This window comes from Bradyrhizobium paxllaeri, assembly GCF_001693515.2.
In the GTDB taxonomy this organism is placed as follows: Bacteria; Pseudomonadota; Alphaproteobacteria; order Rhizobiales; family Xanthobacteraceae; genus Bradyrhizobium; species Bradyrhizobium paxllaeri.
The window spans coordinates 627,460-651,113 of sequence record NZ_CP042968.1; the positions used below are offsets into that span (position 1 = coordinate 627,460).

22 protein-coding genes and 2 pseudogenes are annotated in these 23,654 nt (G+C 62.9%); 12 read left to right on the plus strand and 12 right to left on the minus strand.

Annotated features, from left to right (window positions below; genetic code table 11):
* Positions 1–3: 3 nt before the first annotated feature.
* Positions 4–1,398: an amidase gene (locus LMTR21_RS02965; RefSeq protein WP_065751425.1), complete on the plus strand. Its 1,395-nt coding sequence runs from the start codon at positions 4–6 to the stop codon at positions 1,396–1,398.
* 15 nt (positions 1,399–1,413) lie between these two features.
* On the opposite strand, the gene LMTR21_RS02970 is transcribed toward LMTR21_RS02965, so the two are convergent.
* Positions 1,414–2,637: a tetratricopeptide repeat protein gene (locus LMTR21_RS02970; protein ID WP_246175047.1), complete on the minus strand. Its 1,224-nt coding sequence runs from the start codon at positions 2,635–2,637 to the stop codon at positions 1,414–1,416.
* Positions 2,601–3,209: a winged helix-turn-helix domain-containing protein gene (locus LMTR21_RS40650; protein WP_246175055.1), complete on the minus strand. Its 609-nt coding sequence runs from the start codon at positions 3,207–3,209 to the stop codon at positions 2,601–2,603. The genes LMTR21_RS02970 and LMTR21_RS40650 overlap by 37 nt, the downstream gene beginning before the upstream one ends.
* A 185-nt stretch (positions 3,210–3,394) precedes the next feature.
* Between LMTR21_RS40650 and LMTR21_RS02975 the strand changes: the two are divergent.
* Positions 3,395–3,655: pseudogene (locus LMTR21_RS02975) on the plus strand (autotransporter outer membrane beta-barrel domain-containing protein); the annotation flags it as partial.
* A gap of 25 nt (positions 3,656–3,680) precedes the next feature.
* A complete protein-coding gene (locus LMTR21_RS02980; RefSeq protein WP_065751423.1) occupies positions 3,681–3,932 on the plus strand; it encodes a hypothetical protein in 252 nt (83 codons plus the stop codon).
* A 184-nt stretch (positions 3,933–4,116) separates the two neighbouring features.
* Here LMTR21_RS02980 and LMTR21_RS02985 read toward each other — a convergent pair whose 3' ends face one another.
* Both LMTR21_RS02985 and LMTR21_RS02990 read right to left on the minus strand, forming a co-directional pair.
* On the minus strand, positions 4,117–5,592 hold the full coding sequence (locus LMTR21_RS02985; protein ID WP_065751422.1) for an amidase: 1,476 nt from the start codon (positions 5,590–5,592) through the stop codon (positions 4,117–4,119).
* Positions 5,593–5,663: 71 nt separating this feature from the next.
* Positions 5,664–6,632 carry a VOC family protein gene (locus tag LMTR21_RS02990; protein WP_065751421.1) on the minus strand — a complete coding sequence of 323 codons (969 nt, stop codon included), beginning with the start codon at positions 6,630–6,632 and terminating at the stop codon, positions 5,664–5,666.
* A 147-nt stretch (positions 6,633–6,779) separates the two neighbouring features.
* On the opposite strand from LMTR21_RS02990, the gene LMTR21_RS02995 reads away from it, so the two are divergent.
* The 3 genes from LMTR21_RS02995 (at position 6,780) to LMTR21_RS03005 (ending at position 8,457) form a co-directional block, all read left to right on the plus strand.
* Positions 6,780–7,058 (plus strand): hypothetical protein, encoded by a 279-nt coding sequence (locus LMTR21_RS02995; protein ID WP_084030471.1) that lies wholly within the window; start codon positions 6,780–6,782, stop codon positions 7,056–7,058.
* Between the two features lie 236 nt (positions 7,059–7,294).
* Positions 7,295–7,861 carry a thiamine pyrophosphate-binding protein gene (locus tag LMTR21_RS03000; RefSeq protein WP_057860690.1) on the plus strand — a complete coding sequence of 189 codons (567 nt, stop codon included), beginning with the start codon at positions 7,295–7,297 and terminating at the stop codon, positions 7,859–7,861.
* Positions 7,858–8,457: a thiamine pyrophosphate-dependent enzyme gene (locus LMTR21_RS03005; protein ID WP_065751419.1), complete on the plus strand. Its 600-nt coding sequence runs from the start codon at positions 7,858–7,860 to the stop codon at positions 8,455–8,457. Before LMTR21_RS03000 ends, LMTR21_RS03005 begins: the two co-directional genes overlap by 4 nt.
* A gap of 167 nt (positions 8,458–8,624) precedes the next feature.
* Here LMTR21_RS03005 and LMTR21_RS03010 read toward each other — a convergent pair whose 3' ends face one another.
* Positions 8,625–9,548: a LysR family transcriptional regulator gene (locus LMTR21_RS03010; RefSeq protein WP_065751418.1), complete on the minus strand. Its 924-nt coding sequence runs from the start codon at positions 9,546–9,548 to the stop codon at positions 8,625–8,627.
* Positions 9,549–9,607: 59 nt separating this feature from the next.
* Between LMTR21_RS03010 and LMTR21_RS03015 the strand changes: the two genes are divergently transcribed.
* Positions 9,608–10,843 (plus strand): rhodanese-like domain-containing protein, encoded by a 1,236-nt coding sequence (locus LMTR21_RS03015; RefSeq protein WP_065751443.1) that lies wholly within the window; start codon positions 9,608–9,610, stop codon positions 10,841–10,843.
* Between the two features lie 37 nt (positions 10,844–10,880).
* Here LMTR21_RS03015 and LMTR21_RS03020 read toward each other — a convergent pair whose 3' ends face one another.
* Positions 10,881–11,600, minus strand: a complete 720-nt coding sequence (locus LMTR21_RS03020) for a DNA-3-methyladenine glycosylase I (protein ID WP_065751417.1) — start codon at positions 11,598–11,600, stop codon at positions 10,881–10,883.
* A gap of 231 nt (positions 11,601–11,831) precedes the next feature.
* Between LMTR21_RS03020 and LMTR21_RS03025 the strand changes: the two genes are divergently transcribed.
* From LMTR21_RS03025 to LMTR21_RS03035, 3 genes are all read left to right on the plus strand, one after another.
* A complete protein-coding gene (locus LMTR21_RS03025) occupies positions 11,832–13,700 on the plus strand; it encodes a DEAD/DEAH box helicase (RefSeq protein WP_065751416.1) in 1,869 nt (622 codons plus the stop codon).
* A gap of 59 nt (positions 13,701–13,759) precedes the next feature.
* On the plus strand, positions 13,760–14,047 hold the full coding sequence (locus tag LMTR21_RS03030; protein WP_065751415.1) for a DUF1330 domain-containing protein: 288 nt from the start codon (positions 13,760–13,762) through the stop codon (positions 14,045–14,047).
* A 192-nt stretch (positions 14,048–14,239) separates the two neighbouring features.
* Positions 14,240–15,496, plus strand: a complete 1,257-nt coding sequence (locus tag LMTR21_RS03035; protein ID WP_065751414.1) for an aminopeptidase — start codon at positions 14,240–14,242, stop codon at positions 15,494–15,496.
* Here the strand turns inward: LMTR21_RS03035 and LMTR21_RS03040 are convergent, their stop codons facing one another.
* Positions 15,497–16,546 carry an amidohydrolase family protein gene (locus tag LMTR21_RS03040; protein ID WP_246175058.1) on the minus strand — a complete coding sequence of 350 codons (1,050 nt, stop codon included), beginning with the start codon at positions 16,544–16,546 and terminating at the stop codon, positions 15,497–15,499.
* A 179-nt stretch (positions 16,547–16,725) separates the two neighbouring features.
* Positions 16,726–17,541, minus strand: coding sequence for an MBL fold metallo-hydrolase (locus LMTR21_RS03045; RefSeq protein ID WP_065751413.1), 816 nt, complete (start codon positions 17,539–17,541; stop codon positions 16,726–16,728).
* Positions 17,542–17,600: 59 nt separating this feature from the next.
* On the opposite strand from LMTR21_RS03045, the gene LMTR21_RS03050 reads away from it, so the two are divergent.
* Both LMTR21_RS03050 and LMTR21_RS03055 read left to right on the plus strand, forming a co-directional pair.
* Positions 17,601–18,629 carry an alpha/beta fold hydrolase gene (locus tag LMTR21_RS03050; protein WP_084030470.1) on the plus strand — a complete coding sequence of 343 codons (1,029 nt, stop codon included), beginning with the start codon at positions 17,601–17,603 and terminating at the stop codon, positions 18,627–18,629.
* Between the two features lie 94 nt (positions 18,630–18,723).
* Positions 18,724–19,695, plus strand: coding sequence for a Bug family tripartite tricarboxylate transporter substrate binding protein (locus LMTR21_RS03055; RefSeq protein WP_065751412.1), 972 nt, complete (start codon positions 18,724–18,726; stop codon positions 19,693–19,695).
* 11 nt (positions 19,696–19,706) lie between these two features.
* On the opposite strand, the gene LMTR21_RS03060 is transcribed toward LMTR21_RS03055, so the two are convergent.
* The 4 genes and pseudogenes from LMTR21_RS03060 to LMTR21_RS40520 all read right to left on the minus strand — a co-directional run bounded on the left by LMTR21_RS03060 (position 19,707) and on the right by LMTR21_RS40520 (position 23,641).
* Entirely contained in the window at positions 19,707–19,964 is a 258-nt protein-coding gene (locus LMTR21_RS03060) for a transcriptional regulator (RefSeq protein ID WP_065751411.1), read from the minus strand.
* Between the two features lie 71 nt (positions 19,965–20,035).
* Positions 20,036–20,719 (minus strand): DEAD/DEAH box helicase, encoded by a 684-nt coding sequence (locus LMTR21_RS40510; RefSeq protein ID WP_246175061.1) that lies wholly within the window; start codon positions 20,717–20,719, stop codon positions 20,036–20,038.
* A gap of 136 nt (positions 20,720–20,855) precedes the next feature.
* A pseudogene (locus LMTR21_RS41720) lies at positions 20,856–21,062 on the minus strand (hypothetical protein); the annotation flags it as partial.
* Between the two features lie 62 nt (positions 21,063–21,124).
* Positions 21,125–23,641 carry a DEAD/DEAH box helicase family protein gene (locus LMTR21_RS40520; RefSeq protein ID WP_210250554.1) on the minus strand — a complete coding sequence of 839 codons (2,517 nt, stop codon included), beginning with the start codon at positions 23,639–23,641 and terminating at the stop codon, positions 21,125–21,127.
* Between the last annotated feature and the right edge of the window lie 13 nt (positions 23,642–23,654).

Consider the following 23,654-nt stretch of genomic DNA (forward strand, 5'->3'; position numbering starts at 1 on the left):
GTCATGGAGCAGTTGCATTTCCTGGAGCTGACTGACCTGGCGGAGTTGATCCGGAGGCGCGAGATATCGCCTGTCGAGGCGACCCGTCAGCAACTCGACCGGATCGCAGCGCTGGACGGCACGCTCGCCAGTTACGCTGTCGTCACGGCCGAGCGCGCGATGGCCGAGGCACAGATGGCGGAAGCCGACATCGTCGCCGGTCGTTATCGCGGCCCGCTGCACGGGGTGCCGCTCGCTGTAAAGGACTTGTTCTGGACCTGCGACGTGCCGACCGCGGCGGGAACGACGATTAACAAGCGCTTCAGGCCAAGCGAGGACGCTACTGCCGTGCGGCGCCTTCGCGAAGCCGGCGCCGTGCTGCTCGGCAAGCTGCAGATGACGGAGGGCGCCTATTCCGATCATCACCCTGAGATCGCGCCGCCCCGCAATCCCTGGAACGCCGACTATTGGCCGGGCATCTCTTCAAGCGGGCCGGGCGTGGCGGTGGCGGCCGGGCTTTGCTTCGGCGCACTCGCCTCCGACACCGGCGGCTCGATCCGCTGGCCGTCGGCGGCCAACGGCCTGACCGGCATCAAGCCGACATGGGGGCGGGTGAGCCGCCACGGTATGTTCGATCTCGCACCGAGTCTCGATCATGTCGGACCGATGGCGCGCAGCGTCGCGGATGCCGCCGCGCTTCTGACCGCCGTCGCCGGTGCTGACCCGGCCGATCCCACCGCTTTGCAGGCGCCGGTGACGAATGTCGCGGCGATGGCGAAGCCGAGTGTCGATGGTCTCAGGATCGGCGTCGATCGCGACTGGGGCCGCAGCGACGTCGATCCGCAGGTGCTTGCGGTTCTCGATGATGCGGAGCGCGTGCTGTCCGCGCTGGGCGCCGAATTCGTGGAAGTGCAGGTGCCTGACGTTACCCAGGCCGTGGCCGATTGGGCGCCCAATTGCGCGGTGGAAGCCGCGGTCGCGCACAAGGCGACTTATCCTTCGCGCCGGGCGGAGTACGGTCCGGTGATGCGCATGGTTCTCGATACCGGACGCGCTCTGTCCGGCCTCGACTATCAGGACGTGTTGTTACGGCGGATGGCTTTCCGCGGCCGCATGCGCGCTCTGTTCGGAAAGATCGACCTGCTGCTCGTGCAGGCGCATCCGTTCGCGCCGCTGTCGCTGAAGACCATGGGGACGATGGGGCTACAGCCGGAACTGATCGCGAGGCTCCAGGCCTACACCGCGCCCTTCAATATGACGGGCCAGCCGACGCTGACCCTGCCAGGCGGGTTCAGCACCGATGGCTTGCCGATTGCCTTCCAGATGGTGGCCGCCGATCTCGGCGAGGCGACGCTGATCCGCGCCGGCATCGCGTTCCAGCGCACGACGGACTGGCACCGCCGGCATCCGGCGCTGTAGCCGCGCCGGCCGGGCTCAACTCGCGGGCAGGCCGGCCGCGAGCATCAACTGCATGATGCGTTCGGTAGCTTCGATGTAGACCGGGCTGGAATTCTTCTTGGGCGTCGGGACGTTGTGATAGGTCGAGCCGGGCCGCAATTCCATGCCCTTTTCCATCGCCGCTCTGGCTTCCTCGGTCTTGCCCAACTGCTGATAGGCCGCCGCCAGCAGCATATGCGTGCGGCCGCTCGCGGACGTGATTGCGATCGACTTCAAAAGCCACGGCACCGCGTCCTCGGCGCGGCCCATCAGCATGTTGGCCCAGCCCGCGCCGATCTTCCAGGTCCAGCGCGACACCTGCGGCGTGTCGAAGCGCTCCGCCTGCATGAACGTCGCCAACGCGTCCTCGAAGCGTCCGGTTTGAATCTGCGCAAGGCCGACATGATACAGCGCGATCCCGTTCCACGGATCGAAGCTCAGGGCTTTCGCGCAAGCCACGAGACTCGCGCGGAACTGGTTGGTCGCGTTGAGGAAGCGGCAATAGGCTTCGTGCGCCGGGATGTAGTTCGGCTTGGCGCGCAGCGTCTGCTGCAGCATTGCCTCAGCCTTGATCTCCGCTGCCTCGCGCTCGGGTCCGCTCAGCCACACCATCTGCACGCCGCGCATCAGCAATGCTGCAAGCGCGACCTGAATCTCGACATTGTCGGGGTCTTCCGCGAGCGCCTTCTCCAGCATGGCCTGCGCCGCCTGAAAACGTTCCGGCGAAGTCTGCTTGATATGGGCGGTCGCCTGTTCGATCACGACCTTGCTCTTCGCGGCCGATGACGCGTCGGCATTCAACAATTCGTTGACGCGCAGCGCCAAGGCGTGACCGACGCCCGCCGCGAGCCGGGACTGCTGCATCGGCAGATCCGTATCCGTCAGGTCGACCGAATAGGACGCGGTCCACTTGACCTCGCCGGTTGCCGCCTCGGTCATGCGCGTCCGTATCGTCCAGGCCTGCTCGCTCTTTTGCAGTTCGCCCTTCACCACGAAGTCGGCCTTCGCTGCGCCTGTTTCCGGAGCCCGCACGCGGATGTTTTCGATCTTCGCCAGCCCGTCGGTCAGCCGTCCGCTGACCTCAGCGGCCATCTGGGCGACGAGCGGATCGTTGCCCGCGTCCGTCATCGGCATGACGGCGATGGTCGTGGCCCCGCGCGCAAAGATCAGTCCGGGACGCACCGTCACAAGCGTGAGCGCCGCTCCCAGGATGACGAGCACGGCTGCAGCCGCGAGCGCGGCGCTGCTTCGCAGGCTGACAGCGAACCGGCGCCCGACCGGTTCGCGGTTCGCCTCGGTTTGCGGGGGCGGGGCAGTGGTGGCGTCGCCCGCGGGGCAGGGGCCGCCGTGTCTGTTACCTCGGCCTGGAAAAGGTAACCGCGTCCCGAGATTACCCGGACCACCTGCCGCTTGTCGTCGCCGAGCGCGGTGCGGATCTCGCGGATGCACTGGAACAGGCTGTCTTCGCCGACATGCACGTTCGGCCAGACCGCCTCCATCAATTGTTGCTTGCTCAGGGTGCGGCCGGCATTCTCGACGAGCAGCCGCAGTATCTCCAGCGTCTTGGGCCGAAGCTTGATCGTCCCGCCATCGGGTCGGCGCAGTTCGGCGCGCTCTGGATCGAGCTCAAAACCAGAAAAGCGCAGCACCGTCCCCTCCAACCGGCAACGGACCCCATTTAGCGCGGGGATCGACCCCAAAAATGTGCCCAAACGCACAGGTGTGCCGAATATCAGAAAAATTTCAGAATGTCTCAGCCGCAGTTTCAGGACCTTGCCGAGCCGAAATGACATGGAATGGTCAGGGTTGACGTGGGGAGTCGTGCCGAATGGGGACTGCGATACCGGCACTTGGATCGAACGGCGCGACGAGCCGTCTGTTTGGGACCGCCGCCGGGGCCGATTACTGGTTCTCAGCACATACGCTAGCCGGCTTTGCGCTGGCCGGCGGCGGTACCAATTTTTCCGTCGCCAATGGCGCGATCCGCACGCTGCGCGGCCGAGCCGCATGGGCGCACGATTTCAATCCCGACCGCGCCATCGCTGCGACGTTCCAGACGCTGCCCGGCGCAAGCTTCGTGATCAACGGCGCAGCCCAGGCGCGCGACGCCGCGCTCACCACCGCCTCCGCCGAAGTGAAATGGCGCAATGGGCTCGCGGTCGGCGCCACTTTCGAAGGCGAGTTTTCCAGCGTTACCCGCAGCTACTCCGGCAAAGGCGTCGTGCGCTATGTGTGGTAAATTTCACAAATGGACTGGAACTTTGATGCTAAAGTCAGTGTGCCCCGCCTACGACCCCGCCCTTGAAGAAGCCGATCAGCCCGCAGAGCAAGGTCCGAACAGCATGGACGACGTCCTGAACCTCGCCCAGGTCATGGCCGAATTGTCCTATCTCGCGCGTCTGGAGGAAAGACGCGAGACCAACATGGCGAGCTTGAAGCGCCTGAAGGAAGCCCGCGACGCTCTCCTTGATAGAGGAGGGGAAGTCGCGGAGGGCTCAGTCGCACGAAGATCCTAGAGTAGGATCAGATTAGGTCGGGCCGTGACGACGGATCATCTCGTGCCTCGGGCGAAAGCGGTGTGAGTGCTGCGAGCCGGGGGCCCATTCTACTTTGCATGGGGTTGTTTTCGCGATTTTATGTCTGGGCCTATCATCGGGCGGCGCTTCGCGCCGACCCGTTGGCTCGCAATGACGGTTGAGATCAACCCTTCGTCACATGCACGCCGGGCCTCTCGCCCGCATTCCATTTCCCCTCGATCGCCCGCTCGATCTGCGCCGCGAGCTGCAACAACAGCCCGTCATTGGCCTGCTTGGCAATGGCCTGGATGCCGAGCGGCAGGCCGTGTTCGTGGGTGGCGAGCGGCAGCGAGATCGCGGGGATGCCGCAGAGATTGGCGAGCGGGGTAAAGGCAAAATTGCGCCAGAGATTGCCGAACCAGTCGAGCACATCGGGGTTGTCGCTGGTGGTCAGGTACTCCGTGGTGCCGACCTTCGGCGTCGGCAGCGCGGTGATCGGCGTCAGGATGATGTCCCAGTCCTCGAAGAACGCGCCGAACGCGCGCGATGTCGTATTGAACACCGCCTGCATGCGGGCGCGGTCGGCATAGCTCGTGTGCCGGCCGTGCTCCCAGATCCTGACATTGATGGGTTCGATCAGGTCTTCCGGCGGCCGCTCCAGCCCGCGCGCCGCCAGCATGTTGGAGATGACCACGGCGAAATTGCTGATGTAGCAGGTGGTCTGCGCCGCAAAGGCTTCGCTGTAGTCCAGCTCGGGCAGGGCGTAGTCGACGTGATGGCCGAGGCCTTCGAGGAAACGCCCGGCCTTTTGCAGCTCGGCCGCGATATGCGGTGTCGCCTGGTAGTCACCCCATTTGTACGACAGTGCGATCTTCAGCCGGCCCGGATCGCGCGCGATCATCCGCGTATAGGGCTCGGGCGGACTCCAGAACGGCATGAACTCGCCCGGCGCCGGGCCGCGGCAGGCATCGACGAAGGCCGCGGTGTCGCGCACCGAGCGCGACTGGCAGCCCTGAATCGAAACCAGCCCGCTGAGATCGGACAATAGTGGCGACAGCGAGAACACGCCGCGCGAGACCTTCAGCCCGATATTGCCGTTGACGCCGGCAGGAATCCGGATCGATCCGCCGCCGTCGGTCGCATGCGCGATCGGCACCGCGCCCGCCGCGACCATCGCGGCGCTGCCGGCTGACGATCCGCAGGTGGTGTAGTCGGTATTCCAGGGATTGCGCGTGACGTAGACGGCGGGATTGTCAGCCGAACTGCAGACGCCGAACTCCGGCGTCGTCGTGCGCCCGATCAGGTTGAGCCCGGCCCCGCGCATCTTCCTGGTCATGAACGTATCGGCCGTGGCGCGATTGCCGCGCATATAGAGCGAGCCCATTTCCTGCAGCCGGCCCTTCAGCGTCGGTCCCAGATCCTTCATCAGGAACGGCAGCCCGGCAAACGGCCCGTCGAGCGCGGTGCCGTCGGTCGCGGGATCGGCGATCGCGTCCTCGAACAATTCGACGACGCCGGATAGTGCGGGGTCGACCTTGGCAATGCCGGCGGCCGCCTGCGCCGCCAGTTCGGCGGCGGTCAGTTCGCCCTTCGCAACGCGCGTAGCCAGCGCAACGCCGTCATGCGCGGCCCATTCGTCCCAGCTCATCGGCAAGTTCATTTAACTTCATCCTTTCGGCGCAGCTTTGGCCCCAGCGCATGGGACGCCGCGCTCATTCGTTCGTCGCGCTGTCAAACCTTGATCAGCCGCACCCTGGTGCCCCAGGGATCTGATGTCTCGATGCCATTGGTGATGGTCTCGACTGCGGCGCCCGCCTGCCGCAGGCGCTGCTGCTGGGCCTCGAGAATTTGCTGTGCCTCGATCTCCAGCGAGAACCAGGCAAGCCCCGTCGTCGCGTCATCCCGCGGCCCGGCACCCGAACTTTGCCAGACGTTGATCGCGAGGTGATGGTGATAGCGCCCCGAGGACAAAAACGCCGCGCCGGTCCGCTTGCGGGTTGGCGCGAAGCCGATGGTGCCGGCATAGAAACGGTCGGCCTGTTCGAGATCGCCGACGCGCAGATGCATGTGGCCGATGCGCAGGCCGTCGGGCGCCTTGGCATAGTTGGTCGTCTGCGTACCCGCGAGCGCCAGCAGGCCGTCGATGTCGAGCTGGTTGGTTGCCATCGCTACCGTTCCGGCTTCCCACTTCCAGAGTTCCGGCGCGCGGTCGGCATAGACTTCGATGCCGTTGCCTTCGGGATCGTCGAGATAGACGGATTCGCTGACGAGGTGATCGGCGAAGCCGGAGAGCGGGATCTTGTTCTTCGCCGCATGCACCAGCCAGCGCCCGAGGTCCTTGCGCGTCGGCATCAGGAACGCGGTATGATAGAGCCCGGCCGCGTTGCGCTCCTCGCGCGCAGCGTTCTCGCGCCGCTGCAGATTGAGCAGCGGCACCCCGCCCGAGCCGAGCTGCGCACCCGTCTCGGTGCGCGCCATGACGGTGAGCCCGATCGCATCGCGATAGTAGTCGGCGACCTTGTCGAGGTCGCGCACGCGCAGCGTCACCATGCCGATCCGCATCGGCGTGCGGTTGGCGAAGGTCGGCCCGCCCGAGCCTGCCGAATTCCCCTCGGCTCGCGCCGCGGCCATGGCGGCCGCGCTCAGCGACGAGGCGCCGGCGAGGTGAAGCAGCGTGCGGCGGGTCAGGTCGATGGTCATGAAATTTTCCTTTTCCGGCCGGTTCGCCGAAGCAAATCCTGCGCCGGTTTTAATCTCTGGCGTCGCCGCATCAGGGCTAACCGGAACCTTCGTTGCAGCAGAACGTTTTGCTCCGAGCAAGCTATTTTTCAGCCATTGGAGACGAAAATGATCCGCGTCGCGGCAGCGATTCTCGTAGCGGCAATTGGAGTGAATGCGGCGTCCGCCCAGACCACGGCAGGATCGACCGATAAGACGGCCTGCACGACATCACCGGCTGCGACATCGGGAAGCGGCGAGGAGAAGACCTCGAATTCGGTGACCGTCGGCAAGAGCGCAGTGCTGCCGGATGCCGGCGGGGCGAACTCGGCGGCACCGACCGTGCAGAGCGGCGGCAAGCCGCTGAAGGTATCTCCGGATTGCCCGCCGGATTCCAAGCCGAAGTAACGATGCATGCATAGTGCGTAGGGTGGGCAAAGGAGCATTAGCGACGTGCCCACCATCTATCACCGTGCGAGCTTCGCGATGGTGGGCACGCTTCGCTTTGCCCACCCTACAGGCCTGCCCCACCCAGCCTTTCAATTTTGCGATAGAAGCCATGTCCACATTCAAATTCCTCGAACCCCCACCGCGATCTATTCTCGCGCCAAATCAACCGGGAATCGCAGAGGAAATTGAGCCCGATGGCGGAAGCAGCGAAATCACGAAGCGAGGCGGCGCCGGCGCTCCCGACCTGGCCGGACGAGATCTACCGCGTGCTGAAGGACGCCGGCATCCGTCAGGTCGCCATGGTGCCGGACGCCGGCCATAGCCGCCTGATCCGCTCGTTCGAGGCCGATCCGGAAACCCGCGTCGTCACGCTGACAACGGAGGAAGAGGGCGTGGCGATGCTGGCGGGCGCGTGGCTCGGCGGCGAGCGCGGCGTCTTGCTGCTGCAGTCGAGCGGCGTCGGCAATTGCATCAACATGCTGTCGCTGCCGGTCATCTGCCACATGCCGCTATTGATGATCGTCACCATGCGCGGTGATTGGGGCGAGTTCAATCCATGGCAGATCCCGATGGGGCAGGGCACGCGTCCTTCGCTGGAGGCCATGGGCGTGATCGTGAACAAGGTCGATGAGCCGCATCTCGTCGCTTCCGCCGTGCAGGGCGCGGCGAACCTCGCCTTCAACACCTGGAAGCCGGTCGCGGTCCTGATCGGACAGCGCGTGCTCGGCGCCAAGAATTTCAAGGAGCTGGCCCGCAAATGAGCAATCCGAACGCGCTTCTGCATCGCCGCGACGTCGTCAACGAATTGCTGCGCGACCGCGCCGATCTCCTCGTCATCGCCGGCCTCGGCGCGCCGAACTGGGACGTCTCGGCTGCCGGCGATCATCCCAACAATTTCCCGCTCTGGGGCGCGATGGGCGGCGCCTCCATGATCGGGCTCGGGCTGGCGCTGGCGCAGCCGAGGCGCAAGGTGCTCGTCATCACCGGGGACGGCGAGATGCTGATGAATGTCGGCTCGCTCGCCACCATCGGCGTCGAAGCGCCGAAGAATCTCACGGTCGCCGTGCTCGACAATGAGCGCTTCGGCGAGACCGGCATGCAGAAGACCCCGACGGCTTCCGGCGTCGACCTCGCCGCCATCGCCACCGCCTGCGGCATCCGCACCTCGCGCATCGTCCGCACGATGGCCGAAGTCACTGAATTGCGCGACCTCGCACATGAGGGCAGGGGAACGGCCTTCGCGCAGATCAAGATCAATCCCGAGGCGCTGGTGTTCGTGATGCCGCCAGCCGACGGCGTCATCCTGACGACGCGCTTCCGGCAATCGGTGCTGGGAGACGAGGCGCTGTTTAATTGAAGTATTACTCATGATGACGTCGTCATGCCCGGCCTTGTGCCGGGCATCCACGTCTTTGCAGCATAGCAAAGAAAGACGTGGATGGCCGGGAGCGCAGACAAGTGTACGTAGTCTGCGCAAGGCAGACTACTATGCCCGGCCATGACGGAGAGAGAGTGCGCAGCCGGCTACGCCGTCATGTTGATCTTCCAGCGCCCTTCCTTCGAAAGCTGCTGAATCTCGGATACGATCAGCGTCGCGATCGTCGTTGTCGCAATCGACGGCGGATGCGCGATCGGCGAAGCCAGGATCAGTTCGCGCGACACCGAGGGACTGACGGCAGCCATCTCCAGGCGCTTTGCCGCCACTTCAGTGCGTATGGCGGAAGGCGGCAGCAGCGTATAGCCGAGGCCTTCCTCCATCAGGCTGATCTGCGCGCGGTAGGAGTCCACCTCGATCATCGCATCGAGTTTCAGCTTTTCGCGGGCCAGCGCCTTCTCCAGCAGCGCCCGCAGGCCATGCGAGATGCTCGGCAAAATCAGCTTCTGCTTCACCAGCCATTTCAGATCGATCTGCTTGCGCTTGTTCAAACCCGACCCCGGCGGCCCCACGGCGACGATGTCCTCGCGGCCGATCGACTGGACCTGGAGATGCAGATCGACGGCGGGGCCATAAATGATCGCGAGATCCATTTCGCCGCGGTGCAGCCATTCGACCAGATGCCCGCCATAGCTCTCGACGATGCGCAGCGAGACGTCGGGAAATTCGTTGAGGACACGGCGGGCAAACCGTCCGGACAGCACCGCGCTGACCGTCGGCACCATGCCGAGGATGACGCGGCCCGACGGGTTGCCATTGGCCGATTTGAGGTCGTCGCTGACCTGCTCGATCTGGCGGATCAGGCCTGTGGTGCGGTCGAGCAGCATCCGGCCGGCGCTGGTGAGCAGCATGCCGCGGCCGTTGCGCACGAACAGCTCGACCCGCAGTTCATGCTCGAGCAGCTTGATATGCCGGCTCAGCGCCGGCTGCGCGGCACGTAGCCGGTCGGCGGCCTTGCTCAAGCTTCCGAGTTCGGCTACGGCCCGGAATGTCCGCAATTGTTTGAGATCCATCGCCCGCTCAGCATGCCCATGATGCCAGCGATCATATGCCGTTTTCGGAAATCCCGTCCATGACCGTACCCTCAGTCACGCCCTCGCAAGTCCGCACCGCGCTGCTGCTGCGCCAGGAAATCGCGCTGCTCGACGTCAGGCACGAAGCCACCTTCGCCACCGGCCATCCCCTGTTTGCCGCCAACATGGCAGCCGACCGGATCGCGCTCGAAGCCGAGGCGCGGCTGCCGCGCAAGGACGTGCCGATCGTGCTCTACGACGCCGGCGAGGGCCTCGTGCCGCAGGCCGCGGAACGGTTGGCCGCACTGGGCTATTCCAATGTCCGCCAGCTTGATGGCGGGCTGCAGGGCTGGAAGTCGGCGGGCTATGAGGTGTTCGAGGACGTCAATTCCTACGCCAAGGCCTTTGGCGAACTGGTCGAGTCGCGCCGCCACACGCCGTCGCTGGCCGCCGAGGAAGTCGGCGCGCTGATCGCAGGCGGGGCCAACATCCAAATTCTCGACGTCCGCCGGTTCGATGAATATGCGACCATGAACATCCCCGGTTCCATCAGCGTGCCTGGCGCGGAACTGGTGCTGCGCGCCGGCCGCGCCGCGCCCGATCCTGAGACTACCATCATCGTCAATTGCGCCGGCCGCACCCGCTCGATCATCGGCACCCAGTCGCTGATCAATGCCGGCGTCACGAACAAAGTGGTGGCGTTGCGCAACGGAACGATCGGCTGGACGCTGGCAAAGCAGAATCTCGAGCATGGCTCCGGCCGCCGCGGCGAGATCGGCGCCATTGCAGGCGGCGAGACCAACGCGCGCGACGTCGCCTATCGCGCCGGTGTTCGGCACATCGGCCTTGTGGAAATGACGACGCTGCAGGCGCAGGCCGATCGCACGCTGTATCGCTTCGACGTGCGTTCGGAGGAGGAATACACCGCCGGCCACCTCGCAGGCTTTCGCCACTACGCCGGCGGACAGTTGGTGCAGGAGGTGGACATGGCAGCGCCAGTGCGCGGCGCACGCATCGTGCTGACGGACGACAGAAGCGTCCGCGCCGACATGACCGCATCCTGGCTCGCGCAGATGGGCTGGGAAGTTTACGTGCTCGAAGGCGGTTACGATGCCGCCGCGCTGGAAGTAGGTCCGCCGCTGGTTATCCCAAAGCCCGATCCGTCACACCGCTATCGCCGCCCCTATGAGGGCACTGACGTCAAAGAGAGCGCGATGCAGGCCTATCTCGACTGGGAATACGGTCTCGTCGACCAGCTCCGCCGTGACGCCACACATGGGTTTTTCGTGATCTGATGGCCTGTCGCGCCGTAGCTCGAAGAGCGAAGGCGGATCATTCATCACCGCCCATCATGCTTTCAAGTTTTTCCGCGGCGTAATTCTCTCCGATCGACAGCGCGCAAATCCGCGAGATGTGCACGTAGGGAAGACCGCTCTCCTTCGCCCACGCATTGAACTGCGCCTGCACCTTGGCGAGATCGCGCTTGGAAGTCACGGTCTCCGCGATGTCGAGCCCGGCATCGCGCAGGCAGAGCACGACATCGCGGGAAGTGACAAACCCGTCCCAACCGAGAAAGCGCAGCATCATCTGCCCGGTATTGCCGCCAAGCCGGCTGCCGCGCTTGGCCAGCAGTTCCAGCAGCCCGGCCTCGTCGGAGGACGGCCAGTTGGCGAGGAACTTGCCGAAACTGCCGTGCTCCCTGGCGATGTCCCGGACGAAGCTTGCATTGGCGCGCACCGACATGATCTTGGCGCCGTTGCGGACGATACGCGTGTCCTTCATCAGATCGTCCCAGAACTCGTCCGGCTTCAGCGACAGCGGCCCGGGCTTGAAGCCGAGAAACGCCTTTTCGAAGCCAGGCCATTTGTTCTCGATCACGCTCCAGGCGAAGCCCGCGCAGAACACCCGCTTGGCCATTTCAGCCAAAATCCGGTCGTCGCCGAGCCTGGCGAGCGCCTTCGGATCGGGCTTGGCCGGCAGCAGCTTGGCCAGCGCCTTCGGCCCGCCCTTGCGCTTCTCGGCGCGGGCGCGAATCGTCTTGAACGCAGTCACGGTGCACGGCCCCCCGGTGAAATCCCCTGAAACCATAGCCTAGAAGTGATCGGCTGACCTGCAAAGAATGGATGGCGTCTGGGGTCGATTTCGCCTAAAGCATCCCCACCTCATTCAAATCCGTCAGGCCGTGCGGCTGCGCGTCGTCAATGCGCAGCTTTAAGTCGTTTCGGTTCGAGGCATCCATTTCATATTTCCCGGCTGACAACGCCAAGCAAGGTCTGACATCTCGTGACTTTTCTACCTACCTGTCCGCCGCTCGCCCGAGCCCTGGCGGAACGCAATTTCGACCGCCTGACGCCGGTGCAGACGGCGGTGCTGGCTGATGATGCCGATGGCCGCGACCTGCTGGTTTCGGCGCAGACCGGGTCGGGCAAGACCGTCGCCTATGGCCTGGCGGTCGCGAGCAACCTGCTGGAAGGCGCCGAGCGGTTCGGGCAGGCCGCGGCGCCGCTGGCGCTGATCGTTGCGCCGACCCGCGAGCTGGCGCTTCAGGTGCATCGCGAACTCGCCTGGCTTTATCAGCACGCGGGTGCCCGCGTGGTTTCCTGCGTCGGCGGCATGGACCCGCGCCGCGAGCAGCGCGAACTGGCGGTAGGCGCACATATCGTGGTCGGCACGCCGGGGCGGCTCTGCGACCATCTGCGGCGCGGCCGTCTCGACGTTTCCGAGTTGAAGGCCATCGTGCTCGACGAGGCCGACGAGATGCTCGATCTCGGTTTCCGCGAGGACATGGAATTCATCCTGCAGGCCACGCCGGAGGACCTCCGCACGCTGTTGTTCTCGGCGACCTTGCCGCCCGGCATCGTCGCGCTGGCGAAGGACTATCAGCAGGACGCCTTTCGCGTCGAAGTCGCGGGCGAGGAGGGTGGACACGCCGATATCGAGTACCGCGCGGTCCGGATCGCGGCCGGCGATGTCGAGCATGCCGTCGTCAATATTCTGCGCTACTTCGAATCGCCGGGCACGCTGGTGTTCTGCAACACGCGCGAGGCCGTGCGGCATCTGCAGGCGACGCTGCTGGAGCGCGGTTTTTCGGTGGTGGCGCTGTCGGGCGAACTGACCCAGAACGAGCGGACGCTGGCGCTGCAGGCGCTGCGTGACGGCCGCGCCCGGGTTTGCGTCGCGACCGATGTCGCCGCGCGCGGCATCGATTTGCCGAACCTCGATCTCGTCATCCACGCCGACCTGCCCAACGATCCCGAAGTCATGCAGCATCGCTCCGGCCGCACCGGGCGGGCAGGGCGCAAGGGCGTCAGCATTCTCCTGGTGTCCTCGGCCCGGCGCCGTCGCGCCGACATGCTGCTCAAGCTGGCCGGCATCGACGCGGCCTGGGGCGTGGCGCCGCAGCCCGATGAGATCCGAAAGCTCGATCAGGAGCGGCTGCTGCGCGACGATGTGTTCGCAGGCGAGATAACGCCTGAGGACCAGGCGCTCGCGCAAGCCCTGCTCGCCGAACGGTCGCCGGAACAGATCGCCACGGCGCTGGCGCGGCTCTATCGCGCACGCCTGCCGTCGCCCGAGGACATCGTCGATTCCGGCGAGGATCGGGTCAAATCCCGTGCGGAGCGCGCCCGTGAACGGGCGGATCGCGAAGCCGAGCGCGGATCGAAGCCTGGCAAAGCTTCGGTGCGCCATCGCATGACGGAGGACAGCGTCTGGTTCACCGCCGCGATCGGACGGCGCAAGAACGCCGAAGCGCGCTGGCTGCTGCCGATGCTGTGCCGTCGCGGCAGCATCAAGAAGGAAGACATCGGTACCATCCGCATTCTCGACACCGTCACCGAATTCGAAATTTCCGCGCGTGTCGCCCGCCGCTTCGCCGCGCGCATCCGCCGCCCCGACAAGGAAGACAGCATTCGCATCGAGGCGCTCACAAGTGGCGCCCCCAACGAGGAAGTACGCGAGAAGGAAAGGGCGCCAAAGCCGCGCGGCAAAAACAAGATCTCTGACAAGCCGGCGTTTGACAAGAAGGCGCATTACGATACCAAAAGGCGGGATCGAGGCGAGCACGCGCACGCGGGAAAGCCGCGGCATGAGAATGGAGCTTCTGCGAAGCCCGTATTCGGAAAGAAGAAAAAGAAGAAATTTCGGGGCTGACCGGAGCGACATCAGCTGAAAGCGCCGACGCTCACCTGCCACGCAGATGAGGATCCATCATGAGCGTCTACACCATCGCCCAGTTGAAATTCACCCGCCGCGAACTCTACGACCGCTATCAATCGCGCTTCATGGGCGTGTTCAGGAAGTTCAGGGGTAAGCTGCTGGTGGTGGATGCGCACCCCGTCGTGCTGGAAGGCGAATGGCCGCGCGACAAGGTCGTGATCATGGAATTTCCCGATGACGCCGCGGCCAGGGAATTCCAGAATTCGCCGGAGTATCGGGAGATATCGGTCGACCGGAAAGCGGGCGCCGACACCATCGTGCTGACGGTGCGTGGCTTGTGACATAGGCGCGCTGCCTGAAGCGGTTCCCTGCTCGGCATTGTTGCATTCCGGAACATCACCGAGATCGGGTTTCGCCGGACCATACTTGTGCTATGGCTGTTGTCAGGCGCTTCGCTCGCCTTGGCCTGATGGTGTGATCACGGCGGAAGGCGGCGAAGCCTTAACAGTCCTTCAGCATTGGCCGAAAGAATCATGACTGCAGTTCAGCGCAACGTTTCCGCCCCGATCGATCCAGTAAAACTCGACCGCCTCGCCGAAGTCGCGATCAAGGTCGGCTTGCAGTTACGGCCGGGACAAGACCTGCTGGTGACCGCGCCCTCGGTCGCGCTGCCGCTGGTGCGCCGGATTGCCGAACATGCCTACAAGGCCGGCGCGGGTATCGTGACGCCGTTCCTGGCGGATGAGGCGATCACGCTGTCGCGCTATCGCCATGGCCATGACGCAAGCTTCGATCGTGCCGCCAACTGGCTTTATGAGGGCATGGCGAAGGCATTCACCGCCAATACCGCGCGGCTGGCCATCGTTGGCGACAATCCGATGCTGCTGTCGGGCGAGGATCCGGTGAAGGTGGCGCGCGCCAGCAAGGCCAATTCGATCGCCTATCAGCCGGCGCTGGAGAAGATCGTCAATTTCGACACCAACTGGAACATCATCGCATATCCCAGCCCGTCCTGGGCGAAGCAGGTTTTCCCCGATGTCCCGGAGGATGTCGCGGTTGCAAAACTGGCGGACGCGATCTTTGCGGCGTCCCGCGTCGATCAGGACGGTGCCGTCGCGGCCTGGGAGAAACACAACGCGGTGCTGCGCGAGCGGACCGAATGGCTGAACGGCCAACGCTTTCATGCGCTGAAATATTCCGGTCCCGGCACTGACCTGACGATCGGGCTCGCTGACGGCCATGAGTGGGAAGGCGGCGCCTCGACGGCGAAGAACGGCATCACCTGCAACGCCAACATCCCGACCGAGGAAGTTTTCACCACGCCGCATTGCCGGCGCGTGAGCGGCCATGTGGTCTCGTCGAAGCCGCTGTCCTATCAGGGCACGCTGATCGACAACATCCAGGTGAAGTTCGAGGAAGGCCGCATCGTCGAGGCGAAGGCTTCGCGCGGCGAGGAGGTGCTGAAGAAGGTGCTCGACACCGACGAGGGCGCGGCGCGCCTCGGCGAAGTGGCGCTGGTGCCGCATTCCTCGCCGATCTCCAGGAGCGGGCTGTTGTTCTTCAACACGCTGTTCGACGAGAACGCCGCCTCGCACATCGCGCTCGGACAATGCTACTCGAAGTGCTTCGTTAATGGCGACAAGCTGACGCCGGAACAGATCGCGGCCCAGGGCGGCAACAAGAGCCTCATCCATATCGACTGGATGATCGGCACGGCCGAGACCGACATCGACGGCGTCCACGCCGACGGACGCCGCGTCCCGGTCATGCGCAAGGGTGAATGGGCGTAATCAGTCCAGCTTGAGCCTGTAGAAGCCCGTCGCCGTCTTCGAGAACAGCGCGGTCTTTTCGGCTTCGCTGTACTGCGCGGCCAGTCGCTTGAAGGCGTTGAAGATCACCTGATAGCTGCACTGGCCTTTGTCCGGCGGGAAGTTGCTTTCGAACATGCATCGATCGGGCCCAAAGGCCTCGATGCAGGTTTCGATATAGGGCCGCCACGCGGCGGCGGCTTCCTCGGATGAGGGCGGCTTCGGCCGCAGATGAAAATCATACCCAAGCAGGCACATCGCGAGCCCGCCGAGCTTGACCACCACGTTCGGGCATCGCGCGATTTCCTGGATCGAGGCTTTCCATCCCGGAAAGACCTCCTCGCGCCGCCCGGCAAAGCGGCCGATGCCGGCCGGGCCGCCGCAATGATCCAGCACGATTTTTGTGTCGGGAAAGGCGCGGGCGAGATCGGTGAGTTCGCCGATCTGCGGATGAAACAGCCAGGCGTCGAAGCTCAGGCCCAGCGGCGCAAGGCAGGCAAAGCCCTTGCGGAAGGTGGTATCGAGCAACAGCCCCTGCGGCCGCGTCGCATACATCCCGGCCACGTTGGGATCGGCATCCCAGGCCGAAGAGTGCCGGATGCCGCGGAAGCGGCCGTTGCCGGCCGCGATCTCGGCTTCGAGCACGGCTTTCGCGCCTTCGCCGAGCAGGAGATTGACGTGGCTGACGATGCCGGCGCAGATCGCAGCCTTGCCGTAGCCGCCGCTCGCCGCCATGGCAGCTACGCCATTGGCGAATTCGACCTCGCCGACCGGGCGAAACGCTTCGGGCCCGCGCGCGCGGTACATCGAGCGGCAATCGACATAGACGGTTGCGATGACGTTGTGGCCGGGGGCGATGTCGGCGGCCATCTCCTCGATCATGTAGCGCAGGCCGCCGCGATCCCAGAGATGGTGATGCGGATCGACGATCGGACGGGCGGGATCAATAATCTCCTCGGTGTGCTGCGCCAGCCAGTCTTCGCGCGGATCGGCAAAAAGCCCGCTTTTAGCGGCGGGTGCAGTGCTCGCCATGAGTTTCTCTCCCTGATTGTTGTTGTTTGTTCTGCTGGCCATTGCGAGGAGCGAAGCGACGAAGCAATCCATCTCTCCGCTTGTTGCACTATGGATTGCTTCGCGGAGCCTGTCATCGGGCGGGCATTCGCCCGACCCGGTGGCTCGCGATGACGGCGGCAGGCTTTCGCACCTACGTTTCACACCCCTTCCAGAATAATCACCGTCGGCGTGCCCGGCAGCGTTTCCCGCGAAATCTTCAGCGTTCGCTCGCTCCGCTGATCGATCGTGAATTGCTGGCCGATCAGACGCATGAACTCGTCGAGCGGGGTGGCGAAGCGGTGCATCGGCAGCACGATCGAGGAGCGCAGGCGCCGGGTGATGTCGGAGACGCCGTCGAGCGACATCGTATAGGTGCCGTCGATCGGCACCATCACGATATCGAGCCGGCCGATCGCCGCGAAATGCGTCTCGTCGAGCTTGTGGTGGAGATGCCCGAGATGGCCGATGCACAGGCCGGCGACCTCGAAGATGAAGATCGAGTTGCCGTCCTTGAGCATTGCGCCGGAGCCCTCGCCATAATAGCGGCGGATGTCGGTCGGCACGTTGCGGATATAGACGTCGCCGACGCGCGTCGAGACATGCGCCGCCTGTCCGTTCTCGCCCCAGCCGTGCAGGACATGCGGAATCTTCGGATCGGGAAACAACGTGTAGTGCGTCGAGTGCGCGCGATTCATGGTGACGACATCGGGCAGCCGGCCGGTCCGGTAGGCGCCGTTGAAGTCGGTTCCGATCCGCACGCCGCCGGGCGTGTCGATATAATAGGTGGAATGCCCGACATAGGTGATCGCGACCTCTTCGGCCTTGGCGGCGGTGCGGTGCAGGCTGACCGGGGTCGCGCGCGGCGGCGCGTTTGCCATCGCCAGGCACTCGCTGCGCAGCGGCTGTTGTTGGGCGGCCGCCGGGACGATCAGCGAACCGAGGAGGGCGAGGGCAACGGCAGAGGATCGCAACATGGCTTGACCCAATCTCGCGGCAAAGGCGGAATACTGTATCGCCGAATTTTGCAGCCGTCATGCTGACATTCGCGCACAGCTCTGCACCGGAATTGCTTCATCGGCAGGCAGCCGTGTCATATGGTGAAATTCAACCCAGGGAGTTCGCCGTGACCGAAAACGCCCCCGCTACGCGCGCTCCATCGTCGAAACGGCTCGAACCGTTGCGGCAGGTCGATGCCGGTCCGCTGAGCATCGCGTATTACGAAGCGGGTCCCGCCGATGGACCGGCCGTGATGCTGATGCACGGCTTTCCCTACGACATTCATTCCTATATCGACGTCGCGCCGCAACTGGCCGCGCAAGGCTGCCGCGTCATCGCTCCCTATGTGCGCGGCTACGGTCCCACCCGGTTTCGCGATGACGCGACGCCGCGCTCGGGCGAGCAGGCGGCGGTCGGCGCCGATATGATGGCGCTGATGGACGCGCTCGGCATCCGCCGCGCGGTGTTCGCGGGCTATGATTGGGGTGGCCGCGCGGCCTGCGTCGGCGCGGCGCTGTGGCCGGAGCGCTGCATCGGGCTCGTCAGCGTGAACTCCTATCTGATCCAGGATATCGCCAATGCCATGGTGCCGATGCGTCCCGAACGCGAGGTGGCGCTCTGGTATCAGTATTACTTCCAGCTCGAGCGCGGCCGCGCCGGGCTTGCCGCCAACCGGCGCGAGATCGCGAAGATCCTGTGGGCGCAATGGTCGCCGAACTGGAAGTTCGATGATGCCTGTTTCGAGCGCACGGCGGTGGCCCACGACAACCCTGACTATGTCGATATCGTGATCCACAGCTACCGTCACCGCTTCGGTCAGGCCGACGGCGATCCGCAATATGCCGACATCCAGCGCAGGCTGGCTGCGTTGCCTGTTATCACGGTGCCATCGATCACGCTCGACGGCGCGGGCGATGGCGTCATTGCCGCTACCGACGGCACGGCCAGCGCACCGAAATTCTCCGGCCGCCGCGAACATCGCGTACTCGCGGGCATCGGGCACAATCTGCCGCAGGAAGCGCCGGAGGATTTTGCGGCGGCGGTGATGAAGCTGATCCGCGCCTAGGTCGACTTTGCCGCATGGCAAGCCGTTCCGAAAACCGTCATCTTCGCCGCGCAAGTCCTCTTCAGAAGGACGAAATTTTACGGGGCGGAATTCCATGGCAAAGCGTCACGTCTTGCTTGCGATCGTCTTCGCATCCTTCGCTCTTGTCGCACCGGCCCCGGCCGAAGAATTTCCCAACCGTCCGATCACCTGGGTCGTGCCGTTCGCGCCGGGCGGCATCACCGACACGACGTCGCGCATCGTCGCCGAAGAAATGTCGAAGACGCTCGGACAGTCTGTCGTGATCGACAATCGCGGCGGGGCGGGCGGAACGGTCGGCATCGAGCAGGTGGCGCGCGCCAAGCCCGACGGTTACACGATGATCTATGGCACGCAGGCCACGATGGCGGCCAACGTCTCGCTGCGCAAGAACCTGTCCTACGATCCGCTGACGAGTTTTGCGCCGGTGCACCTGGTCGGAGAAAGCCCGAATCTCTTCGTCGCCTATGCCGGCGCGCCATATAATTCGGTGCCGGAGTTCATCGCCTATGCCAAACAAAATCCGGGCAAGGTGTCCTTCAGTTCGGCGGGTGTCGGCACTGCGACGCATCTGGTCGCCGAACTGTTCAAGACGATCGCCGGCATCGAGATGCTGCATGTGCCCTACAAGGGCAGCGCGCCGGCATTGAACGATCTGATCGCAGGACGCGTCGATGTGATGTTCGATTACCCGGTTTCCGTCGGCCCGCATGTTGAAGCCGGCAAGTTGAAGGTGCTGGTGACCACCGCGCCGGAACGCCTGCGTGCATTTCCGAACGTGCCAACGATGGCCGAACTAGGCATGAAGGAGATGACGACCCAGAGCTGGTCGGGCCTGATGGTGCCGGCGGGAACGCCCGCGCCCATCGTCGACCGGCTGGCGGAAGCCGCGCATGCGGCGCTGACGTCCGAACGCGTGCGCTCGCATTTCGAAAAATTCGGCACTCGCCCGATGATGCTGCAGAAGGCGGAGATGATCCCGTTCATCGAGAAGGAGATCAAGCGCTGGGGCGACGTGATCGAACGGGCAGGGCTGGAGAAGCAGTAGCAAGCTATGTTCTATCGTTTGCGTTTACTGGCCCAACCCAGAGCGGCTGCTTCGTTGATTTCGTCGACTGAAAGGGAAGGATTATCCTCCCTGCTCAGGAAACCAAAAACGTCTGAAGTTTTTCCCTTGGGTCGAAAGGCTTTGATTGCAATCCGATGACCGGGAAGTTTTTCTATAGTGACCTGCAGGCCGGGCTGAACGCCAAGGTGCTTCAGCAAGTCTTCGCTAAGAAAAATGTGTCCTTCCATCGAAACGATAAGCGTGTCCATGATGTTTTCGCCTCGCGTTTGCGATGTACTTCTACAATCGACCCCGGCAGCGTTCGTCAATAGATCGCAGTTCAAATGCGAATAGTCTGCAGCGACCTAGCCAATTCTCTGAAATGACCCAAACCTGACCATGCACCATGAGACCCAACGACGTAAAGGTCCTGCTTGGCACGCGAGACCGCCACATTGAGGATATTGGGCGTACCGGCGGCCCAGCTTCGTGCTCCACCTTGCGACGCCTTGGGGGCGCCCAGTAACAAGAATACGGTGTCTGCCTCCCGGCCTTGGACAGTGTGAATTGTACCCACTCGATTGTTTCCCCATTCATAAGCATCGACCTCTAGAGCAGAAAGCAATGCAGTCTCCTGCTCCATGAGTCGGCGCATCTCCTGGGCAACGATTCGGAATGGGCTAATGATGAACAAGTCTGGATTGGTGACTCCGGCTGCAGCAATTTTCTTGAGTAATGCGATGACCAGCTGGCCTTCTGCGGGGCACCATTTTGAATCGGCTTCGCCGTCGATATCGAACCATTTCGACGATCCGAGAACAGCTCCAACAGCGCTCGTGTTCCGCTGCTCTGTCGCGTAAACCATCTGGCCGTCATAGGCGACCCTGTTGGAGACGCCAAAACATTGGCTCCCGGCATCGTCGGTGAACGAGCAACGGAATTCCCACCCTTCGCGACCCCTGTTCGGACCGGAACTCTGCCTGAAATTGCGACGCTCGATCGGAGACCGTTTGGGCAGACGCATCGGGCGCAGCCCAAGCAGATCTGTCTACCTTGAAGAAACTGCAAATCTCGAGATTTAGCCGTTCTGGCAGAGTAGCAATCGGCGGGATTTGTATGGGGTCGCCCACTACAATGGATCGCTTCGCCCGCATGATTGACCCAACTGCGGCCTGCGGCAATGCTTGGCCCGCCTCGTCAACTAAGAGCCAACCGATGCTGCCAGCCGGAAGCCCACCAAGCATGCGATCGACGGAGGCGAAAGTGGTGGAAATTACTGGTATGACGAGGAAAAGCGTTGACCAAAGGTCGTTGAGGAGCGTGCGCTTTGCTTCGTCTTGCATTGGTCCCGACGACAACACGTCCATCAACACATTGAGATTGTGAAGAATTTTCTGTGCCGAGGCATCGATAAAGGCACGGTGTACAGCTAAGGCCGCAACGAAGAGATCCTCGCGCTTCTGATGTAGGCGATCAGGAATCCATGGGGCCGTGAGATTAGTAGCCTTATGACCGAGAGCAAAAAGCTGCTCGTCAACAAGTCTGCTTCCGAGCGTGCGGCGCTGCGCTTCCACGCTTTGTGAAAGTTGAGCCACGTTTTGTCGCGCGGCAGCCAAGCTGCCCTCTGGAAGGTCTTCAACGCTTTCGCCGCTTCCTCCGACGCTTGTTCAGCAATGTTGAGTTGGCGACCTGCCACTAGTTCAACATCAATCAAGAGTATGTTTACGCTTGACCATGCCTGCCAGCTTCGGGTTCGGAAAATGCGTGCGAAGAAGTTGGGACGCAGCTTTCGATGGCGGTGCAAGTCAGCGACGCTTTGGTTGTGCTTGGCGCGGGTGCCAACAACATGGTCTTGCGCTTGGGCGATCGATACTTCTAGTGCCGGTAGCTTTGACACAAGCGTTTTAACATCAATCTCTGTTTTATCTAACTCGCGGCGAGCGTCGTGGAGCCGAAGACAAAGCTGCCGAATATTCTCCAGTGCCTTGAGTTCGTTATCGACTTCTCGCTTTAAAGTGAGAAGTTTGGTTCGCGCCTTGCTCCACTTGGCTTTCGCCTCCGATGGTGACGGCGGCTTCTCGAGGTGGACAACAGCAGGCGTTCTTCGTCGGATTTTGCCAGTATCGGGGTCAACCAGCTCTCGAACTACAGAATCGCCCTTCGCGGCCTTCAAATAGATCCGAAAACCACGGTCGTCGTGCCACCAGAATGATTGCTGAAATGCAGCCCTATTTCTCGCGTTGCCCAGCACGGCTGCGATTAGACCCCACGTCTCAGCCGGAATAGCCATCGCGTCGCTGTCATCGCTATCAATAGCTTCACGCAGTTCATGCACTAAATCACTGATCGAGTTGAAATAGCTCAATTCGTCCGTGGTGCGATTGATAGCCTTCGTTGTTGGAAGCTCCTTACTAATATTTTCGACGGCCTTGTTGTTGCTAGAGGCGACTAGGACTTCGTGGCCCCTGAGGCTGGGGTTCAGTGCATAGAGATGGAAGAATGCCTTTTCACCAGCGGCCATTTTTTGGCCCGATGGTGTAAAGGCCTTCTCGGGATCTTCGAATGCGGTCATAGCCATTGCTCGATCGAGCACGCAAGCTGCGACAATGTCGCGAAGCAAGGTCGTCTTACCAGTTCCGGGTGGTCCGTTTACTGCAATAAGCCCTTCGGTGTTGGTGAGGTCTGATCTTGCGAGGTTGACGGCCGCCTGCTGCAACATCACCAGTGGGTGGCCGCCAGGAGAAGGCCATCGCGCAGCGGGAGTCATTGCCGGCGCGACGGCTCGCTCCAGAGCGACTTGGTTGTTCAGTAGATCGAAAGCTTTCCTTGGCCAATCAATTCCCAAATAGCGCTTCAAGCCGGCCGGAGCCGCATTCTCATTGACGAGGGTTATGCCTCTGGCCAAGTCGCCAAGGTAGAATGAGTTCAGCAGCGTGGCTTCGGGTGGATTTCTTGCTTTGTAGTAATGATAGACGCGCAAAGCGAAAGTTGGCGGCTCGACAAGGTGATCGGGCAAGTCAAATTGCGTGACAAGCCAGCGATACGCTTCTTCGATTGTCTTCAGGTCAAGGGGAACAGGTCTTCCTTCACGATCGACGCGGCGAATAATTTTTTCCAGTTTCGTGATGATCTTCGCTTCGATTGTTGGCCAAGCGCCAAGACAGCCGAGGTTGAGCTTTAAGGCTAACGGAAGCGCCCAGGCAAAACTTGAAACGGCGATACCATTTTCCTCAACGATCAATCCGTTCTTATCTACGAGGATTGCACCAATCGCGGCTTTTTCGCGGACTCGATCGTTTCGTTCCTCATCATCACCAAATGCCTTTACCAGATCCTCGGTTGCTCGCCCCATAGGTATCGAACCCAGAACAATCTGGTAATAGAGCCGTTTTCTCGGGCGCGAATTTTCTCTCGTCTCCCAAGGGACGCGCCCCTTGGTAAGATCGGCGACGCATCGGCGGTCACCGGCCACAAGATCATCTGGACGGCGATAGGTTTGTGGCGACAAGGCCTCTAGCGCGATCCATGCTGCGAGAACTGCTGTTGGCTCGTTGGCAGTTTTGGGCATCGAGAACGATGGGAGGTCGCCGAGGTCGTCCGCGGGCTCAATGACGACCTCGGCTACGGGCTGGTCTTGTCCGGGCCGGGAATTCTCGGGCGATTCGGGGCGGGCCTTATCAGGCGCGCCAGTCAATGCAGCAGCGGACGGTTCCTCAAAGCCATTGCCGGACTGTTCGTCGACGGCCTCCTCGACTTGTCCAGCCGACAATCTTGTGAGTTGGTCCGATATTTTCGACCGAAGCTTCGCGGCCCGGACCGTTGATCGGTAGCTAAGTTCGCGGTCGAGCGTTCGAAGAATGTCCAAGTCTGACAGAGCCTGCTTAAACAGACCCTCAAGCTGCACGATCGAACTTTTGAAATACGGACGATGCGCCGCACCTGGCATTTGCTGCTGCCCC

Excerpts from the sequence above, each read along its gene's own strand:
- LMTR21_RS03005 (WP_065751419.1), top strand. The coding sequence starts at position 7,858 with ATGAGCAATCCGAACGCGCTTCTGCATCGCCGCGACGTCGTCAACGAA.
- LMTR21_RS03060 (WP_065751411.1), bottom strand. The coding sequence starts at position 19,964 with ATGGACACGCTTATCGTTTCGATGGAAGGACACATTTTTCTTAGCGAA.
- LMTR21_RS02965 (WP_065751425.1), top strand. The coding sequence starts at position 4 with ATGGAGCAGTTGCATTTCCTGGAGCTGACTGACCTGGCGGAGTTGATC.
- LMTR21_RS02980 (WP_065751423.1), top strand. The coding sequence starts at position 3,681 with ATGCTAAAGTCAGTGTGCCCCGCCTACGACCCCGCCCTTGAAGAAGCC.
- LMTR21_RS03015 (WP_065751443.1), top strand. The coding sequence starts at position 9,608 with ATGACCGTACCCTCAGTCACGCCCTCGCAAGTCCGCACCGCGCTGCTG.
- LMTR21_RS03055 (WP_065751412.1), top strand. The coding sequence starts at position 18,724 with ATGGCAAAGCGTCACGTCTTGCTTGCGATCGTCTTCGCATCCTTCGCT.
- LMTR21_RS03030 (WP_065751415.1), top strand. The coding sequence starts at position 13,760 with ATGAGCGTCTACACCATCGCCCAGTTGAAATTCACCCGCCGCGAACTC.
- LMTR21_RS03040 (WP_246175058.1), bottom strand. The coding sequence starts at position 16,546 with ATGGCGAGCACTGCACCCGCCGCTAAAAGCGGGCTTTTTGCCGATCCG.
- LMTR21_RS03000 (WP_057860690.1), top strand. The coding sequence starts at position 7,295 with ATGGCGGAAGCAGCGAAATCACGAAGCGAGGCGGCGCCGGCGCTCCCG.
- LMTR21_RS03035 (WP_065751414.1), top strand. The coding sequence starts at position 14,240 with ATGACTGCAGTTCAGCGCAACGTTTCCGCCCCGATCGATCCAGTAAAA.
- LMTR21_RS02995 (WP_084030471.1), top strand. The coding sequence starts at position 6,780 with ATGATCCGCGTCGCGGCAGCGATTCTCGTAGCGGCAATTGGAGTGAAT.
- LMTR21_RS02985 (WP_065751422.1), bottom strand. The coding sequence starts at position 5,592 with ATGAACTTGCCGATGAGCTGGGACGAATGGGCCGCGCATGACGGCGTT.
- LMTR21_RS40650 (WP_246175055.1), bottom strand. The coding sequence starts at position 3,209 with ATGTCATTTCGGCTCGGCAAGGTCCTGAAACTGCGGCTGAGACATTCT.
- LMTR21_RS03050 (WP_084030470.1), top strand. The coding sequence starts at position 17,601 with ATGCTGACATTCGCGCACAGCTCTGCACCGGAATTGCTTCATCGGCAG.
- LMTR21_RS40510 (WP_246175061.1), bottom strand. The coding sequence starts at position 20,719 with ATGCGTCTGCCCAAACGGTCTCCGATCGAGCGTCGCAATTTCAGGCAG.
- LMTR21_RS02990 (WP_065751421.1), bottom strand. The coding sequence starts at position 6,632 with ATGACCATCGACCTGACCCGCCGCACGCTGCTTCACCTCGCCGGCGCC.
- LMTR21_RS40520 (WP_210250554.1), bottom strand. The coding sequence starts at position 23,641 with ATGCCAGGTGCGGCGCATCGTCCGTATTTCAAAAGTTCGATCGTGCAG.
- LMTR21_RS03010 (WP_065751418.1), bottom strand. The coding sequence starts at position 9,548 with ATGGATCTCAAACAATTGCGGACATTCCGGGCCGTAGCCGAACTCGGA.
- LMTR21_RS03045 (WP_065751413.1), bottom strand. The coding sequence starts at position 17,541 with ATGTTGCGATCCTCTGCCGTTGCCCTCGCCCTCCTCGGTTCGCTGATC.